Origin of the sequence: Type-D symbiont of Plautia stali, assembly GCF_001485335.1 — a bacterium.
In the GTDB taxonomy this organism is placed as follows: domain Bacteria; phylum Pseudomonadota; class Gammaproteobacteria; order Enterobacterales; family Enterobacteriaceae; genus Pantoea; species Pantoea vagans_C.
Genome location: NZ_BBOC01000057.1, coordinates 1 through 17,028, shown reverse-complemented (window position 1 = coordinate 17,028; position 17,028 = coordinate 1). Strand labels below are relative to the sequence as shown.

Sequence of the window (17,028 nt, the reverse complement as noted above, 5' to 3'; positions counted from 1 at the left end):
TCCTTACATCATGCCTGGCGCATCAAGGCCGCTGCCGTCCACCAGGCGGGAATAACGATACGGGGTCGGATCGACCACCGGTGTGTTGTGGGTCGCGAGATCGGCCGCCAACCGACCTGCCCCAGGTCCGATACCAAAGCCATGCGCACTGTAGCCAGCGGACAGCACCAGCCCCGGTAATTTGGCCACCGTGGATATCACGGGGATAGCGTCTGGAGTGCTGTCAATCATGCCGCCCCACGCCTGCGCCAGTTTAAGGTTGGCGAGAGCCGGATACTCTTTACGCATCGCGGCTAACCCTTCCTGCACGATGCTGGCATCCGCTGCAGGATCGAGAATGCGCATGCGCTCAAACGGCGATTCACGGTCGAATGCCCATCCTCCCAACGCTTCTGGTCCGGTGAAAAAGGGTTTGAAGCCGAGGTTCACTTTAAGGTTCTTACGCCGACCCTTAAAGGTGGGATAGAACTGACGCGCATAGCGAATGCCTTGGGCACCCGGCTCCAGGCGACCTCGCCCGGAAACCGCCACCGTGTAACTGCCATCCATCTGCGGACGACAGGCAAAACCGGGGGTATAGAGCGGCATACCGATCGCTTGTTCGATCGGCTGCGTGCGAAACGCCGTACCGATTACGTTGCCGAGCGGCAGGTCGATACCGTGGCGACGGCAGAACATCGAGGTCCATGCCCCTGCTGCGCAAATCACGCGCGTGGTTTTAATCAGGCCGCGCTCAGTCCAGACGCCGCTGACCGCACCCGCCGCAATATCCAGCCCACGTACTGCACACTGTTGAAACACCAAGGCACCGAGACGCTGTGCGCCGATGACCAATCCCGGCGCGGCCAGACGCGGTTCAGCATGGCCATCGGTGGGCGATGAAACGCCACCGAGCCACGCGGTGGTGCTGCCCGGCGTCATGGCTTTGGCCTGTGCGGCGGTGAGAATGTCGCTTTTTACGCCGTAGTTTTTCGCCATCTGGTTCCATTTATCCCAGGCAGCAATATCCGATTCAACACGCGTGGCGTACACCAGCCCACTGCGACGAAAACCCAGTTCCTCACCGGTTTCGGCAGCCAGCTCACCCCAGCGCTGCAGAGCATAGATGATCAGCGGGAGTTCGCGCTCATCACGGTTTTGCTGTCGGCACCAGCCCCAGTTGCGGCTCGACTGTTCTGCACCGACTAAGCCTTTTTCGATCAGCACCACCTTGAGTCCCTGTTTCGCCAGCTCCCAGGTGGCGGCTGAACCGGCAATACCGGCACCGATCACTACCACATCAGCGGATTCCGGGAAATTTGCACTGTCCTGTACATAACGAATCGGTGCAGGCATAGGGTAACGACCTCATTATCTTTTAGAGACGGTCGCCATAAATGGCGACCCTACGGTATTAGGGGTGCACATTCATGGCGACCCTACAGTATTAATGGTGCCCATTTATGGCGACCCTACGGTATTTCGGGTGCACATTCATGGCGACCCGACATAAGATCGTAGGGTGCGCATTTATGCGCACGGGTTAAGCAGATGCCGGTGCTGGCGCACCTACTCCGCCTTCAACACTTCTTCATGCTCATCCAGCCAGCCTTGACGCAGCTCTGGCACCGCCCGTTTCAAACGTTCGAAATAGAGCTCGCTGGTGGGCTTGTCGTAATCTGCACGGGCGATCTGCGTGACAATACGGCCTGATTTCATCACCACGATATCGTCACACACGGCGCGTACCGCGTGCATATCGTGGCTGATAAACAGCACCGACAGTCCCAGCTCACGGCGCAGTTCACTGATCAGATCCAGTACCGCTGCTGCCACCACGGTATCCAGCGCGGAAGTCACTTCATCGCACAGGATCAGATCCGGCTCGGCTGCCAGCGCGCGTGCCAGATTGACACGCTGCTTCTGCCCCCCCGACAGCGCCCACGGGCGTCGCCACAGCACCGTGCGCGGCAGTTTGACCAGATCCAGCAGTTGATGCAGGCGGCGCTGCAGATCGGCCCCTTTCAAGCCGTGGAACAGCGCCAGCGGGCGTAAAAGGATACGCTCAACGCTGTGCGCCGGGTTCAACGCGGTATCGGCCATCTGGAACACATACTGAATACGCCGCAGCTCGTTATCCGGACGCATGTGCATGTCGCCATTGATATAGTGACCATTAAACAGAATGTGACCGCGACTCGGCGCATTCAGTCCGGCAATCGCATGTGCCAGCGTGGTTTTACCCGAACCCGATTCGCCGATAATGCCAATCGCCTGCCCTTTCCACAGCTTCAGGTTGATGTCTTCGAGAATCAGCGTTTTCGGCTTACCCTCTTTGTCACGCGGGCCATAACCCGCGCTGAGATCGCGCACTTCCATCAGCGGCAGCACATCCGCTTCGGCACAGGTCCAGCTACTTTCACGCTCTTTCTGACGTGCCGCATCCATCAACAGCTGGGTGTATTCTGCCTGCGGTGCACCAATCAAGGTTTCGGTGGTGCCGTATTCGGCCATTTTTCCGCGCAGCAGCACCAGAATACGGTCGGCCATCTGCGCCACCACGGCCAAATCGTGACTGACATAAATCGCCGTCACGCCACGCTGCGCCACCACGCGGCGAAACGCTTTCAGCACTTCAACTTGTGTGGTGACATCCAGTGCGGTGGTCGGTTCGTCGAGGATCACCACATCAGGATCGCCAATCAGCGCCATCGCGGTCATCAGGCGTTGTAACTGCCCACCTGAAACCTGATGCGGGAAGCGATCGCCAATGGTGTCTGGATTGGGTAACGCCAGTTCACGAAACAGCGCTATCGCCTTCTCTTTTGCCGCTTTGCGCTTCATGGTGCCGTGGATCACCACCGGCTCTATCACCTGGTCAAGAATACGCATGCCGGGGTTGAAAGAAGCCGCCGCACTCTGAGCGATATAAGCCACCTTGTTGCCACGAAATTCCCTTAGCTGGCCGGGCGACAAGCTGCGCACATCGGTGCCCGCCATGTGAATGTTGCCGTCAGCAATGCGGCAACCATGGCGCGCATAGCCCATCAAGGCCATGGCGATGGTGGTTTTCCCGGAACCTGACTCACCAATCAGCGCCAGCACTTCGCCTTTTTGCACGGTAAAACGGATATCAGAGACCAAATCAATCTCTTCACCTTTGTCGGTCTCTGCGGTAACTCGCAGATTTTCTACTGAAATTACCGGCATGGCGGTATGGGGTGTCACGTTCATGCTCCCTCCTTCGCCAGCGTCAGCGGGCGCATCTGCTGTAGGCTGTCGATAAACAGGTTGGCACCAATGGTCAGGCTGGCAATCGCCACCGCAGGCATGAGCACCGCAGGCGAGCCGTTGAACAGCCCCTGCAGGTTTTCACGCACCAGTGTGCCCCAGTCGGCGTACGGCGGTTGAACACCCAGCCCGAGGAAACTCAAGCCGCTCAACAGCAGTACGATGTAGACAAAACGCAGACCGAAGTCGGTCAACATCGGATGCACCATATTGGGCAGGATGTCGTGGATCGCGACGTACCAGCGGCTTTCACCCCGCAAGCGCGAGGCCCGGACATAATCCATATTGCGCAGACTGCTGGCCATGGCAAAGGCGATACGAAACGCGCCCGGCCAGTAGGTAAAGGTTGCGGTGAGAATCAGCATCGGCAGCGACGAACCAAATACCGCCACAATCATCAGTGACAGCACTTTGCCCGGCAGCACCAGCATCGCATCGTTAATGCGGCCCAGCAGCTCCTCCAGCCAGCGCCCCGCTACCGCCGCCAGTAACGCCAGCAAGGTGCCGATCAGGCTGGCACCCAACGCGGCAGTGAGTGCCAGACCAATCGAGAATTTTGCGCCGTACAGAATACGGCTCAGGATGTCGCGACCGAGGTAATCCGTTCCCAGCAGATTATCGGTCGTCATCCCGCCCAACATCGGGCCACCGCCAATATCGTCGATGTTATGCGGTGCCAGCTGGTTACCGAACAGCGCCATCGCTACCCAGAACAGTGAGATCAATAAGCCAATACGACCCGACACCGAGAGCGACTGAAAGAGACGTACAGGAAGCAGTAAGTTATTCATCAGCTCCTCCATTTCGGGTTAAAGGCGATGGTCAGCACGTCCGCGATCAGCAGCAGTACCAGATAACAGGCGGCGAACATCATCACGCACAGCTGCACCACGGGGAGATCGCGGTTACTGACTGCATCCACCAGCGCACTGGCGAGGCCTGGGTAGCTAAAAATCGATTCGATGATGATCACGCCGCCAAACAGATATGACAGACTCAGCGAAATCGCGTTGGCAATCGGCCCCACCGCATTTGGCAGCGCGTGGCGTAGGACCGCGCGCAACGGCGACACTCCTTTCAGCAGCGCCATTTCGAGATAGGGACTGTCGAGCTGGTTGATGATCGCCGAGCGCGTCATGCGTGCCATCTGCGCCACCAGTACGCAGCACAGTGTCATCACCGGTAGCGCATAAGCTTTCAGGTAGCTGACCAGACCCATATCCGGGCTGCCGAACGACATCGCCGATACCCAATGCAGTTTTACTGCAAAGATCAACACCGCCACCGTCGCCACCAGAAACTCCGGCACCGCCACCGTCGCCATGGTGCTGATCACCAGGAAACGATCCAGCGCCGATCCCCGTTTCATCGCAGCGACAATACCGATCACCAACGCCAGCGGCACACAAATCACCGTGGTGATCGCCGCCAGCTCGAACGTGGCCGGAATGCGCTGAGCCACCAACTGCGTTACCGGGAGATGGCTGGCGAACGAGGTGCCGAAATCGCCGTGCAGCATGCCTCCTAACCAGCTGAAGTAACGCACCAGCAACGGCTGGTCGAGCCCCAACTGCTGGCGTAACGCCGCCACCGTTTCCGGCGTGGCGTTCTGCCCCAGAATCATCTGCGCGGCGTCGCCAGGCAGCAGACTGGTGATAAAAAACACCACCGCCGAGACGATAAGCAAGGTCAGGATGCCGGCACCTACGCGCCGGGCAATCAGGAACAACATGTATCGGTTCATCGGCGACCTCCTCTTACGGGTGATAAATCAGGCTTTCAGCCAGGCGAACTCATGGAAGCGATAGCCCATCATCATGCCGCTCGGCCAGGCCTCAATACCGCCGACTTTCTTGCTGTAGCCGTCAGTGCTACTGATAAAGGTCGGGATAATGGTGCCGCAGTGGTCGTAAATCAGCTTCTGCATATCGCCGTACATCTGCTTGCGCTTGCCCTGATCGCGCTCACCACGCGCAGCCACCACCAGCTGATCAAACTGTGGGTTCTTCCAGCCTGACTCATTGTTTGCGGCGCTGGAGAGGTAGAACTGCGAGAACAACATGTCCAGCGTTGGGCGCGGGTTGATTGAGCCGTAACCCACTGGATCTTTGGTCCAGTGGGTTGACCAGTAACCGTCATACGGCACGCGGCGCACGTTGATCTTCAGGCCCGAATTACGCGCAACTTGCTGAATCAACTGGCCGCCTTCCACCGCGCCCTCAATATTTGGCGTAGTAATGATCTCCACCGTGGCGCCTTTCATACCGGCTTTTTCAATGTGGAACTTGGCTTTTTCGACATCGAGCGGACGCGGTTTCAAATCGGCGTTATACAGCGGATGCCACGGCGGAACTGGCGTATCGTTACTGACATCGCCATAGCCCTGCAGAACCGTTTTCACGATAATGTCGCGTGGTTGCAGGTACTTCATTGCCAGCACGAAATCTTCATTGCTGCCTGGCTTCATGTCGGTACGGATAATCAGGTTGGTATACATCCCTGATTTGCTCTCCAGCACAGCATAATCACTGGTGGCTTTGATGCGCTTGCAGTCAGCGGCGCTGAGGGTCGAAACCACATGCAGATCGCCCGACATTAAAGCATTGACGCGAGCCGCCTGATCGGTCACGCCCAGCAGTTCGACCTCGTCCAGGTAAGGCAGGCCAGGCTTAAAGTAGTTCGGGTTTTTGACACCGACAGAACGTACGCCTGGCGAGAACTCTTTCAGTTTGAATGGTCCGGTGCCTATGCCTTTACTGAAGTCTTTCGTACCATCCTGCACGATCAGGAACGGTGCGCTCGCCAGCATGAAAGGCACGTCGAAGTTTGCACTGCTCAGTTCCAGCGTGATTTCGTTGTCATTGACGGCGGTGAAGGTTTTGAACTGATCGGCCAGCTTAAAGGCGTTGGAGGCGACGGCCGGATCTTTGTGGCGGCTTAATGAGTAAATGACGTCTTTGGACGTGAGCGGTTTGCCGTCGTGGAAGGTCACACCTTTACGCAGTTTGATGTGCCAGGTGATGCCATCACTGGATTCAATCGATTCTGCCAACGCAGGCTGCGCCGCCAGATTTTTGTCCAGCTCGGTTAAGCCGCTATAAACCATAAACTGACGGGTGTAATCACCGCTGTTGTTGCCTTTGGCCGGGTCAAGCGTATCCGTTGCTGAAGCATTGGACATGGCGGCACGCATTTTGCCACCTTTGACCGGCGTTTCTGCCGCAAAACTCATCTGCGGAAAACCTATCAAGCCGCTGCTCATCACTGCACCGGCAGACAACAACTTCATCAGGCCACGACGCGACATGGACCCTTCCGTCAGCATGCGTGTCAGGGCCGGATTCACAGCGTCAGACTCTTTATCGAATTTACTCATCTGCACACCCTCAATATGAAAAGTTGTATATTTTGTAAATTGTCCCACCCACCTGGTCGCCATAAATGGCGACCCTACAGGCCACCCACCTGGTCGCCAGTAGGGTGCGCATTCATGCGCACCTGGCCAAAAACAGCACCAGCCGTGATGACGCATTCATGCGCACCGGGTTACCTATTAAGAGAGCCGATCCTTAGCCTTGTAATACAGCCCTGCGAGAGGCAAAAACCAGGGTTTCCCGTGGTAACCTGGCAGCGCAGGCCATGCGTCGCGCTGCCAGGGATTTTCGTTACGTTTTTCGGCCAGTAAGTCCGCCATCACACGGCCCATCCACACCGACATCTGCGTGCCGTGACCGCTGTAACCGAGTGAATAGAACACGCCTTCGTGCTCACCGGCATGGGGCAGCCGATCGGCGGTCATATCCACCATGCCGCCCCAGCAGTAGTCGATGCGCGCTTTGCCCAATTGAGGGAACAGCGCGGTCATCGCGGCACGCAACACTTCACCGCTGCGCGTATCTGAAGTGGGGTTACTGACGGCAAAACGCGCCCGTCCGCCGAATACCAGACGACGATCGGCAGTGGTACGGAAATAGTTGCCGATATTCAGTGAGGTGACGTAAGTACGGTCCTTTGGCAATATCTGCTCGATCAACGCGTCGCCCAACGGTTCCGTCACCACGATAAAGCTGCCAACGGGTACAATGCGGCGCTGGAACCAAGGGAAAGGTCCTTCGTTGGAGACGCCGGTCGCCATCATCACTTTTTCGGCAATAATTTCGCCTTTGGTGGTGGTGACGCGATGGCGATGCCCCTCCAGCCGCGTTAAGCCTGTCACCGCATGGTGCGGGAAGATTTTCACGCCGGCCTGCGCAGCCGCATTCGCCAGGCCAATACCAAACTTGCCCATGTGCATCTGGCCGCCGCGTTTCTGCAGCAAACCGCCATGGAAGCTGTCACTGCCCACTTCACGACGAATCTCATCCTGACTGATCAGCTCGATTTCCGGGTCCACAGTGTCACGCATCAGCTGCCATGCACTGCGCAGGCCAGGGAAATGCGACGCTTTGCTGGCCAGCTTCAGTTTGCCGCACAGGCGGAAATCGCAATCAATCTGCTCTTCTCGCACCAGCTGTTCGACATAGCTCACCGCATCGTCATACGCACGATAAAAGCGGCTGGCCTGCTCGATACCCTGGCTCTCGACCAGCGAAGCAAAGTTCTGCGCCACGCCGGTATTGCAGTGACCACCGTTACGCGCCGAGGCCTGACTCATCATTTCGCCACGCTCCAGCAGCACCACGTTGATGCCGCTGCGCGCCAGATTGAGTGCCGTCGAGACGCCGGTAAAGCCACCGCCAATCACCACCACATCCGCGACGGCGGGCAGTGCGCCACTGGCGGCACCGGTGAAAGCAGGTGCCGTGTCTTGCCAGAATGATTCGAGTTTCATCGCCGCCTCCGGGCTTAGAGTCCAACCACAGCGGGCAGACCGCCGATATCTTTGATCTCGGTATATTCGTAAGCCGGATTGGCCGGATCGTGGCCACGGTTGACCCACACCTTGTTCTTGATGCCCATGTCATAGCAGGTCATCAGGTCGTAACGCAGGCTGGAGGAAACGTGGAGAATATCCTCTGGTCCGCAGTTCAGCTTATCCAGCATGTATTCGAAGCCTTTCATCTGCGGCTTGTACGCACCCACTTCTTCAGCGGTGATGGTCATGTGGATCGGCGCACCGAGACGCGGCACGTGATGCGGGATCAAATCGTTCATGGAGTTGGTCAGCAGCACCAGTGGGAACTCTTTCGCCACTTTTGCCAGCCCGGCAGGGACATCCGGATGCGGTCCCCAGGTGGCGCAATCGGTATAGATAAAATCACTGTCAGCCTGGCTCCACTGCACGCCCCATTTTTTACAGGTGCGCTGCAATGCATCACTGACCACGTCGTAATAAGGTTTCCACGCACCCAAGACTTCATCGCGGCGGTAGATGGCGAAATCCGTGGTGAATGCCAGCATCTGCTGCGCTGACACGCGATCTTTAAAGCAGCGCTCTGCTGCTCCTGCCATATCAAAATTAATCAGGGTGCCGTAGCAATCAAAGGTGATGAATTTCGGTTTAAACAGTGCCATGACGCGACCTCGTCGTTATCTGATACGTGAATTTAGAAATCGATTAATACACTCTTCTGGCGCTGGCAGGCCTGAAAAGCCTGACGTCCCAGATCCTTGCCAATACCGGAGCCCAGGAAGCCCCCAGTGGGAATAATAAAATCGCCAGAGCGGCCGTAGCGGTTAATCCATACGGTGCCCGATTCAATGGCCCGCATCGCCCGCATCGCACGCGGCAGGCTGAGGGTATGCACCCCTGCGCACAGGCCATAGGTTTCATGCGCTGCTAACGCAAGACCCTCTTCTTCGCTATCGAACTCCTGCACAGTGAGTACCGGGCCGAAAATCTCCTGCTGTACCGCCGGGTTGTCTGCCGCCACACCGCACAACAGCGTAGGCTGCCAGAACCAACCGCCATCGGTATCCGCAAAGCGCTCGCCACCCACCAACACTTCCGCGCCCTGCGCTTTGGCTTCGGCAATCACCGAAGCCACCTTGTTACCCTGGCGTTCATCGATTAATGGCGCGTAGCGGCTGCTGTCCTGCCAGGTCACACCTGGACGCGGTTGTTGGCACAGTGTGACTAAGCGTTCCAGCAAAGGTTGGGCGATAGCACGCTGTACAATCAGACGGGTGCCTGCCACACAAGCCTGACCGCCGTTCGCGGTGAAACCACGTAAAATACGTTGCGCCAGCACATCAATATCGCCTGCATCATCGAAGACTAATTGCGGGCTTTTGCCCCCCAGCTCCAGCGTCACAGGCTTCATGCCGTGCTGCGCGGCGTCGCTCATAATGCGTGCGCCTGTCACGGTTGATCCGGTAAAGGAAACCTTGCGTACCAGTGGGTGTGTCACCAGCGCGCTGCCCGTTACCGCCCCGCTACCTTGCACAATATTGAGTACGCCGGCGGGTAATCCGGCCTGCACCGCCAACTCCGCCATACGCACCGTGGAGTACGGCGTCAGTTCGGATGGCTTCAGCACCACCGCATTACCTGCTGCCAGGGCCGGGCCACATTTCCACGACGCCATCGACAGCGGAAAATTCCACGGCGTAATGGCGCCAATCACGCCATACGGCTCTGAAATCAACATGCCGAGACTGCTCTCTTGCGTCGGGAACAGGTCGCCACTGTATTTATCTGCACACTCGGCGTAGAAACGGATAGCTTCCGCCGTGAACGGAATTTCATGCTGCACGACATCGCTGATTGGGCGCGTCGAACCCAGCGCTTCCAGTTGTGCCAGCAGCAGGTCGTTTTCAATCAGATCTGCCCAGCGACGTAACACCCTGCCACGTTCACGCGGTGAGCAACTGCGCCAGCCGCTGGTTTTCAGGGTGTGATGTGCAAGGGTCACGGCGCGATCCACGTCTTCTGCCTGCGCTTCACTCAGCTCGGCATAGACTTTGCCATCGGACGGGCGTTTCACGGCGAAGCGCGCACCTTGTGTGGTGACATGCTGGCCACCAATATAATGGCCTAAAGGAAGAGAAACTTTTTCAGGGTCGAAACTTAACATGGATAATTCCTTATTTGTTACACCCATCACATGTGCGCCAATTAACGATTTGCACCACATTTATCTGTCACGTTAATAAGCTAATGCAGAAAGTATGCCAGCCCAGTGAAAAATAAAAATGCGTAAAAAACACGCCAAAAAAATTTTCTGCCGTATTGTTGAGCGAAATTTTGCGGAATTGCCGAAGGAATAAACAGATGATTTACTTCACAAAATTCGTGCGTCGCAGCGGTGCAGCTCGCATGAAACTTGCACTAAAACGGGGATGGGTGGGAAAAGTATGACGGCGCGCACAAAACAAAAAGCGCCGATAACCTGAGGCCATCGGCGCTGTTTTTATTTTGGTGCGCATTAATGCGCGCCCTACTGTAGGGTCGTCATTTATGGCGACCGATATTTACAGGCTCCCCATATGAAATGTTTTCTGCTCCAGATACTCTTCAATTCCATAGCGCGATCCTTCGCGCCCTAATCCGGATAATTTAATTCCACCGAAAGGAGCCGCATCTAATGAAATGGCACCGGTATTAAAACCGACCATGCCAAATTCCAGAGACTCCGCCACGCGCCAGGCACGCCGTATATTCTCGGTGAAGAAATACGCACCCAAGCCGTAAGGCGTGTCATTCGCCATGCGAATCGCTTCTTCTTCGGTATCGAAAACAAATAACGGTGCCACCGGACCAAAGGTTTCTTCATGCGCAATACGCATAGTGCTGGTGACATTGCCCAACACCGTTGGCTCGACAAAAGTGCCGTTTGGCGCACCGATGCCGCCGTGCAACAAGGTTGCCCCCTGACTGAGCGCATCATCAATATGACTGTTAACCTTCTCGACGGCACGATCGTTAATCAGCGGACCCAGGGTGCTGCCCGGCTCAAAGCCATCACCCACTTTTAGGGTAGCAACCGCTGCCAGCAGTTTTTCACTGAAACGTTCGTAGATGCCGCGCTGCACCAGAATGCGGTTGGCGCAGACACAGGTCTGTCCGGCATTGCGGAACTTACTCGCCATCACGCCTGGGATGGTGACATCCAGATCGGCGTCATCAAACACTATCAGTGGCGCATTGCCGCCCAGTTCCAGACTGAGGCGCTTGATGCTATCGGCACTTTGTTGCATCAACAGCTGACCTACACGGGTTGAACCGGTAAAGGAGATTTTGCGCACCGTGCGGCTGGCCGTGAGTGTACTGCCGATCTCAGTCGGCAGTCCGGTCAGTACTTGCAACACGCCGGTAGGGAAGCCCGCTCGCTCTGCCAGCACCGCCAGTGCCAGTGCAGAGAGAGGAGTGAGTTCAGAAGGCTTGACGATGATCGGACAGCCTGCGGCCAGCGCAGGGGCCACTTTGCGGGTGATCATTGCAATCGGGAAATTCCACGGTGTTATCGCCGCTGCGACACCCACTGGCTGCTTTAATACCAGAATGCGACGATCTTCACTCGGTGCCGGGATGGTGTCACCGTAGATACGACGCGCTTCTTCGGCAAACCACTTCACAAAGCTGGCCCCGTAGAGCACTTCACCTTTGGCTTCTGCCAGCGGTTTGCCCTGTTCGGCGGTCATGATGATCGCCAAATCATCGGCGTTGTCGATAATCAGCTGATGCCATTTTTCCAGCAGCGCCGCACGGGTGGCATTAGGGGTTTTACCCCAACTGACGCGCACCGACTCAGCATAATCTATCGCCTGCTCGGTTTCAGCCGCACCCAAGGCGGGAATGGTGGCAATCTGCTGCTGGGTGGCGGGATCGATAACCGGCAGCGTGGCCCCCGCGTGCGCATCCTGCCAGCATCCGCCAAACAACGCCTGCTGGCGCAATAACTCTGCATCTTTCAACTGAATTCGCGACATGTTCATCCCCTGTGTCCTGTTTATTTCACTTTATCGTGACGTGACAGCGCAGGATGTTTTTCTGTGGGATGGAATCAAAGCAGGTGTGTGTTTTGCGGCGGGAAAAGAAATTTTATGCTGTGTCAGGTCGCCACGAATGACGACCTGACAGGTTAAATTTGGAAATCGATGGCCGGTTCGGCTTCGCTTTCGTAAGAGAGCGCCTGACGTTTGATCTCCTCCAGCGAGAGATTGGCATTACACAACTCAAGGAACTGCCAAACATAGTTGCGCTGCAGCTGACCACGCTTCAGACCGAGCCACACGGTGTTGGCATCGAAAAGGTGATGCGTGTCGATTTTCACCAAATCTTCACCGTCGTAAATGTCACAAGCCTGGTCAGCCAGAATACCGACACCCAGCCCTAACTCAACGTAGGTTTTCACCACGTCCGAGTCCTGTGCGCTGAGGACGATATCGGGTTTGATGCCAGCCGCCTGGAAAGCGCGATCCACACGTGAACGACCGGTAATTCCTTGCCGATAGGTGATTAATGGATGGCGGCTCAGGCTGGCCAGCGTCACCGGCTGATGCTGCAGCAACTCGTGGTCGTGCGGTACCAACAATGAGTGATGCCAGCTGAACCATGGGAAGGCCGCAAGACTGCTGTTATTCACCAGTTGCTCGGAGGCAATGCCAATATCCGCTTCACCGGCCAGCAGCATGGTGACAATCTCCTGCGGCGAACCCTGATTCAACTCCAGACGCACATTCGGGTAGAGCTGACGAAACGCTTTGATCACCCGTGGCAAGCTATAGCGCGCCTGGGTGTGCGTGGTGGCGATGGTTAACACGCCGCTGGTCTCATTGGTAAACACATCCGCCAGGCGACGCACCTTTCCGGCTTCATCGAGGATGCGTTCAGCAATGGTTAACAGCGCCTTGCCCGGTTCGGTCATCCCTAACAGTCGCTTGCCGCGACGAATGAAGATCTCGACACCGAGTTCATCTTCCAGATCGCGAATATGGCGACTGACCCCGGATTGCGAGGTAAAAAGCGTATTCGCCACTTCTGTCAGGTTGAATTCGCAACGTGCCGCTTCGCGTATAATTTTAAGTTGCTGGAAATTCACACCCTTTCTCCTGTTTCCTGCCCTGTTTCGTCCATGTTATGAAGTTGGTGTGATTGCAACAAATAATAAAAAACGGTGTGTTATGCGGAATAGTAATAAGGGGAGGTGTTTACGGGCTCGCTAAGGCCTGCGCTTAATCCATATTGGCAGCGGCGCAATTTACCGCGCAATAAATTGCGTAATGCTCGTCAGTTAAGTACTCAGGCTGTTTATTGATAAGCGGCCTTTCTTTTCCGTGCGGGCTCTGCCGCCACTACTGCCCCCTCTGGGCCGTCCTCGCGCCGCTGACGCGGTACCTTCGACTTCCACGTCGTGCCGGACGGACCGTTCGCGGATGACCATCCATGGTCGGCCGCGAACTGCCCCACGCCTCCCCGCGTGGGACTCCTGGCCCAACGTAAAAGTCTCAGCGCTGCGGATAGTTCTGAGGGGGCAGCAGAGGCGTCATAGCCTCAGACAATGTGCCCTTTTTGACAAGTCGCACTGAAGCTAATGAGCCGGCTGGGGCCGCACCAGAGCAGGCATTTCGCAGCGCTGAACGGAGCGAGTATGCCAGGAGAGCCCGCAGGACGCGGGCGAAAGGTGGCGCTGGAACATGGATGTTCCATCGGCACCGGTCCGTAAGGCAGACGAGTGAAGTGAAGGTACCGCGTAGCGGCGCGAGGACCGCCAGCCCCGGTGCGGTCTCAGACGGCGTTATCGTCTGCCGCTTAACTGACATGCATTACGCAATAAATTGCGCCGCTACAATTTACAGCCAGTATTTCGACACTTAACCCACTAACATCAACTCGCGTTCTTCGGTCATCGGCTTATTCAGCAATGACAGCAGAATATTTTTCACCGCTTGTGCGGATGGTGAGAGTGGTAAACGTGCAGAGATGTTCAATGACAAAGGCAGATTCAGTGACGGGCTGTTAATACGCGCCATCCACGCATGAGTTGAACTTACCAGCGCACGAGCCGCTGACTCTGGCAGCACGGTCACGCCCATACCGCTGGAAACGGCGGCTGTCAGCGTAGAGATTGACTCAATCTCACCGATAATTTTCGCGCTCAGGCGGCGCAGAGAAAAGGCTTCATCAACACGTTTACGCACGGCGCTGTAATCACGTGGCAGAAACAGATTCATCTGCGCGACATCAGCCAGATCGACGGTGGCTCCCGGACAAGCCGTCGCGCCCACCAGATAGAGTTCTTCTTTCATCAAAGGAACACTGTTGATGCCTGCCGTCGGCGCACGATCGTACAGCACCGCCATATCCAGCTGGCCGTTCATCACTTTTTCATTTAATGAAGTGCCGCTGTTTTCATGCAGATAGACCAGCACATCGGGGAATTGCTCACGCACGGTTTGCAGCAGAGGCATCGTCAAAGACGATGCCGCCGTACCCGGTGCCAGGCCAATGGATACCTGACCATTCAGTGCCTGACCGGCATTAATCACTGCGGTCTGCGCCTGCTCACACTGACGTAAAATTGTGCGGGCATGAGCATAAAGAATTTTACCGGCTTCGGTTGGCGTGACGCCACGTTTGGTGCGGATCAGCAGTTGCTGATCGAGTTCATTTTCCAGCGTTGCAACTTGCTGGCTAAGCGCAGGCTGCGCGATGTGCAACACTTCTGCTGCCTGAGTCAGGCTGCCGATATCGACGATTTTTACAAAGTACTTCAGTCGTCTTAAGTTCATATTGCCTCCGTCAATCCCCGAATGCCCAAATATGGGTGTCTCAGCCTGCTGGCTTGTGTTCATGAAGTTGCAATATGCAGGCCAGGTTTATTCTGCACACCAAAAAGCCTGTCCAGATTATTCCTAACGGCCCGGAAAATAAGCCTTTCTGATTACCTCGAAGGAGTTAATAAGTTCAATGCATGACCCGAGGTGTTTAAAAAGAACCCACCTCGCACTCTATTGGTGCACAAACTGCGTGTCAGATGTGCAAAAAAGTGATGACCAACAGCGCTGGTATGGTGCAGAAGTGGCAAAAAATGAGCAGAAAGGGGCAAATCGAAAGCAAACGCGGGGAAAAGAACAGGATCAACCAGTGGGAAAACTTATTGTGAGAGAGAGGGAAGCGAGCGAAAGAGATTTACAATGTGTTCATCACATACCGATACGCAAAATAATTCGCGCTGTAGCAAGGCGGCAAGCTCGTTTAGCCCTGGGAGCATAGTTCACTATGTGACCAGGGTAAACGAGCGTAGCCAACGCAGCTAAAGTGCGAAGTATGAAGCGTATCCCGATACGCAAAGTCATTCGCGCTGCAACAAGGCGGCAAGCCCGTTTAGCCCTGGGAGCATAGTTCACTATGTGACCAGGGTAAACGAGCGTAGCCAACGCAGCTACAGTGTGAAGTATGAAGCGTATTAGCGTTTCTTGCGGTTTCTGTGCATATCGATGGAAACTGCCGCTACGATAATGATGCCCTTAATGATGTCCTGCACGTAGGCATCGACACCCACAAAGGTGAACCCGCTCTTAATCAGACCCAGGATCACCGCACCAATCAGCGTACCAGTGATGCGTCCTACGCCGCCCATCAGGCTGCTACCGCCGATAACTGCTGCGGCAATCGCATCCAGTTCATAGGCCATACCCATGCTTGACTGGCCGCTACTGACACGTGCCGCCAGCACCACACCTGCTAAACCAGAGAGCGCACCGGCGATGGTGTAAACGATGATCAGGTATTTGTTGACGTTGATACCGGATACTTTGGCCGACGTCATGTTGCCGCCAATCGCGTAGACATATTTGCCGTAGCGCGTATGTTTCAGGGCAATGTGGAACAGGAAGGCCACCACCAAGAAGATAATCACTGGCATCGCGCCTTGGCCGATGGAGGTGAAACCATCTGACAAGAAGCTGATCGGGTTACCTTGGGTGTAATATTGCGCCAGACCACGTGCCGATACCATCATGCCCAGTGTGGCGATAAATGGCGGGATTCCGGTCTTGGTAATCAGGAAACCGTTCATTACACCACACAATAAACCCACACCAATACCGGCCACAATCGGAATCACGGCTGGCAGGTTAACTAATGACGGATACATCGGTGACAAGCTGTCCGAGGTTTGCGCCAGACTGGCCGCGACCACCGCGGTCAGTGCGATGACCGAACCGGATGACAGATCGATACCCGTGGTGATGATGACTTGCGTCACCCCCACCGCGATAATCCCGATAATGGCCACCTGTAGAACGATCAGAACCAGGCGGTTGGTGTTGAGCAGGAAAGATTGGTCACGGACGTACCAGCCTGCAATTTCGAAAATCAAAGCAATCCCTAACATCACCACAAAGATGCCGGTATCTTTCGGCAACTTATGGCGCAGGTTGCCAAAGAAGGAAGTCGATTCTGCGGCCTGCGGGGCCGTAATTTTTACGTTACTCATAGATGTCTCGCGCCTCACTCGGATGCCAACGACAAAATGGTTTCCTGATTGGCCTCTTCTTTATCGAGGATGCCAGTTATACGCCCGCCGTGCATCACCATCACGCGGTCGCTCATACCAAGAATTTCAGGCAGTTCAGAGGACACCATAATGATGGCGACACCCCGGTTTGCCAGTTCGCTGATTAAGCGATAAATCTCGGCTTTTGCCCCGACATCAATACCGCGTGTCGGTTCGTCGAGGATCAGGATCTTCGGTTGTGCCAGCAGCCAACGCGCAATCAGCACCTTCTGCTGATTACCGCCACTGAGGTTGTTGATGATCTGATCCATGGTCGGCGTTTTAATATTGAGTTTGCGGATCTGCTCCATGCAGT

Annotated in this window: 13 protein-coding genes; all 13 read right to left on the bottom strand. The window is 55.8% G+C overall.

Features of this window, described 5'->3' with window-relative positions:
• Positions 1–3: 3 nt before the first annotated feature.
• Positions 4–1,335, bottom strand: a complete 1,332-nt coding sequence (locus PSSD_RS17470; RefSeq protein WP_058973100.1) for an NAD(P)/FAD-dependent oxidoreductase — start codon at positions 1,333–1,335, stop codon at positions 4–6.
• A gap of 213 nt (positions 1,336–1,548) precedes the next feature.
• The gene (locus PSSD_RS17465) at positions 1,549–3,213 is read right to left on the bottom strand and encodes an ABC transporter ATP-binding protein (protein WP_058973099.1); all 1,665 of its coding nucleotides are present in this window, start codon (positions 3,211–3,213) and stop codon (positions 1,549–1,551) included.
• The gene (locus tag PSSD_RS17460; RefSeq protein ID WP_039336671.1) at positions 3,210–4,061 is read right to left on the bottom strand and encodes an ABC transporter permease; all 852 of its coding nucleotides are present in this window, start codon (positions 4,059–4,061) and stop codon (positions 3,210–3,212) included. Before PSSD_RS17460 ends, PSSD_RS17465 begins: the two co-directional genes overlap by 4 nt.
• Complete coding sequence (locus PSSD_RS17455; RefSeq protein ID WP_058973098.1) at positions 4,061–5,014, bottom strand: ABC transporter permease; 954 nt, start codon at positions 5,012–5,014, stop codon at positions 4,061–4,063. The genes PSSD_RS17460 and PSSD_RS17455 overlap by 1 nt, the downstream gene beginning before the upstream one ends.
• Positions 5,015–5,041: 27 nt before the next feature.
• Entirely contained in the window at positions 5,042–6,646 is a 1,605-nt protein-coding gene (locus tag PSSD_RS17450) for an ABC transporter substrate-binding protein (RefSeq protein WP_058973097.1), read from the bottom strand.
• Between the two features lie 177 nt (positions 6,647–6,823).
• Complete coding sequence (locus PSSD_RS17445) at positions 6,824–8,101, bottom strand: NAD(P)/FAD-dependent oxidoreductase (protein WP_058973096.1); 1,278 nt, start codon at positions 8,099–8,101, stop codon at positions 6,824–6,826.
• 14 nt (positions 8,102–8,115) lie between these two features.
• Positions 8,116–8,784 carry a haloacid dehalogenase type II gene (locus tag PSSD_RS17440; RefSeq protein ID WP_039336663.1) on the bottom strand — a complete coding sequence of 223 codons (669 nt, stop codon included), beginning with the start codon at positions 8,782–8,784 and terminating at the stop codon, positions 8,116–8,118.
• 32 nt (positions 8,785–8,816) lie between these two features.
• Positions 8,817–10,286, bottom strand: a complete 1,470-nt coding sequence (locus PSSD_RS17435) for an aldehyde dehydrogenase family protein (protein WP_058973095.1) — start codon at positions 10,284–10,286, stop codon at positions 8,817–8,819.
• Positions 10,287–10,683: 397 nt separating this feature from the next.
• Complete coding sequence (locus PSSD_RS17430) at positions 10,684–12,141, bottom strand: NAD-dependent succinate-semialdehyde dehydrogenase (protein ID WP_058973114.1); 1,458 nt, start codon at positions 12,139–12,141, stop codon at positions 10,684–10,686.
• Positions 12,142–12,293: 152 nt separating this feature from the next.
• Positions 12,294–13,253, bottom strand: a complete 960-nt coding sequence (cbl, locus tag PSSD_RS17425) for an HTH-type transcriptional regulator Cbl (RefSeq protein WP_039336659.1) — start codon at positions 13,251–13,253, stop codon at positions 12,294–12,296.
• Between the two features lie 772 nt (positions 13,254–14,025).
• Positions 14,026–14,943 carry a nitrogen assimilation transcriptional regulator NAC gene (gene nac, locus PSSD_RS17420; RefSeq protein WP_058973094.1) on the bottom strand — a complete coding sequence of 306 codons (918 nt, stop codon included), beginning with the start codon at positions 14,941–14,943 and terminating at the stop codon, positions 14,026–14,028.
• 677 nt (positions 14,944–15,620) lie between these two features.
• The gene (locus PSSD_RS17415) at positions 15,621–16,652 is read right to left on the bottom strand and encodes an ABC transporter permease (protein ID WP_039329049.1); all 1,032 of its coding nucleotides are present in this window, start codon (positions 16,650–16,652) and stop codon (positions 15,621–15,623) included.
• Between the two features lie 14 nt (positions 16,653–16,666).
• The coding region (locus tag PSSD_RS17410) for an ATP-binding cassette domain-containing protein (RefSeq protein ID WP_153011460.1) at positions 16,667–17,028 on the bottom strand (362 nt) is incomplete at its 5' end.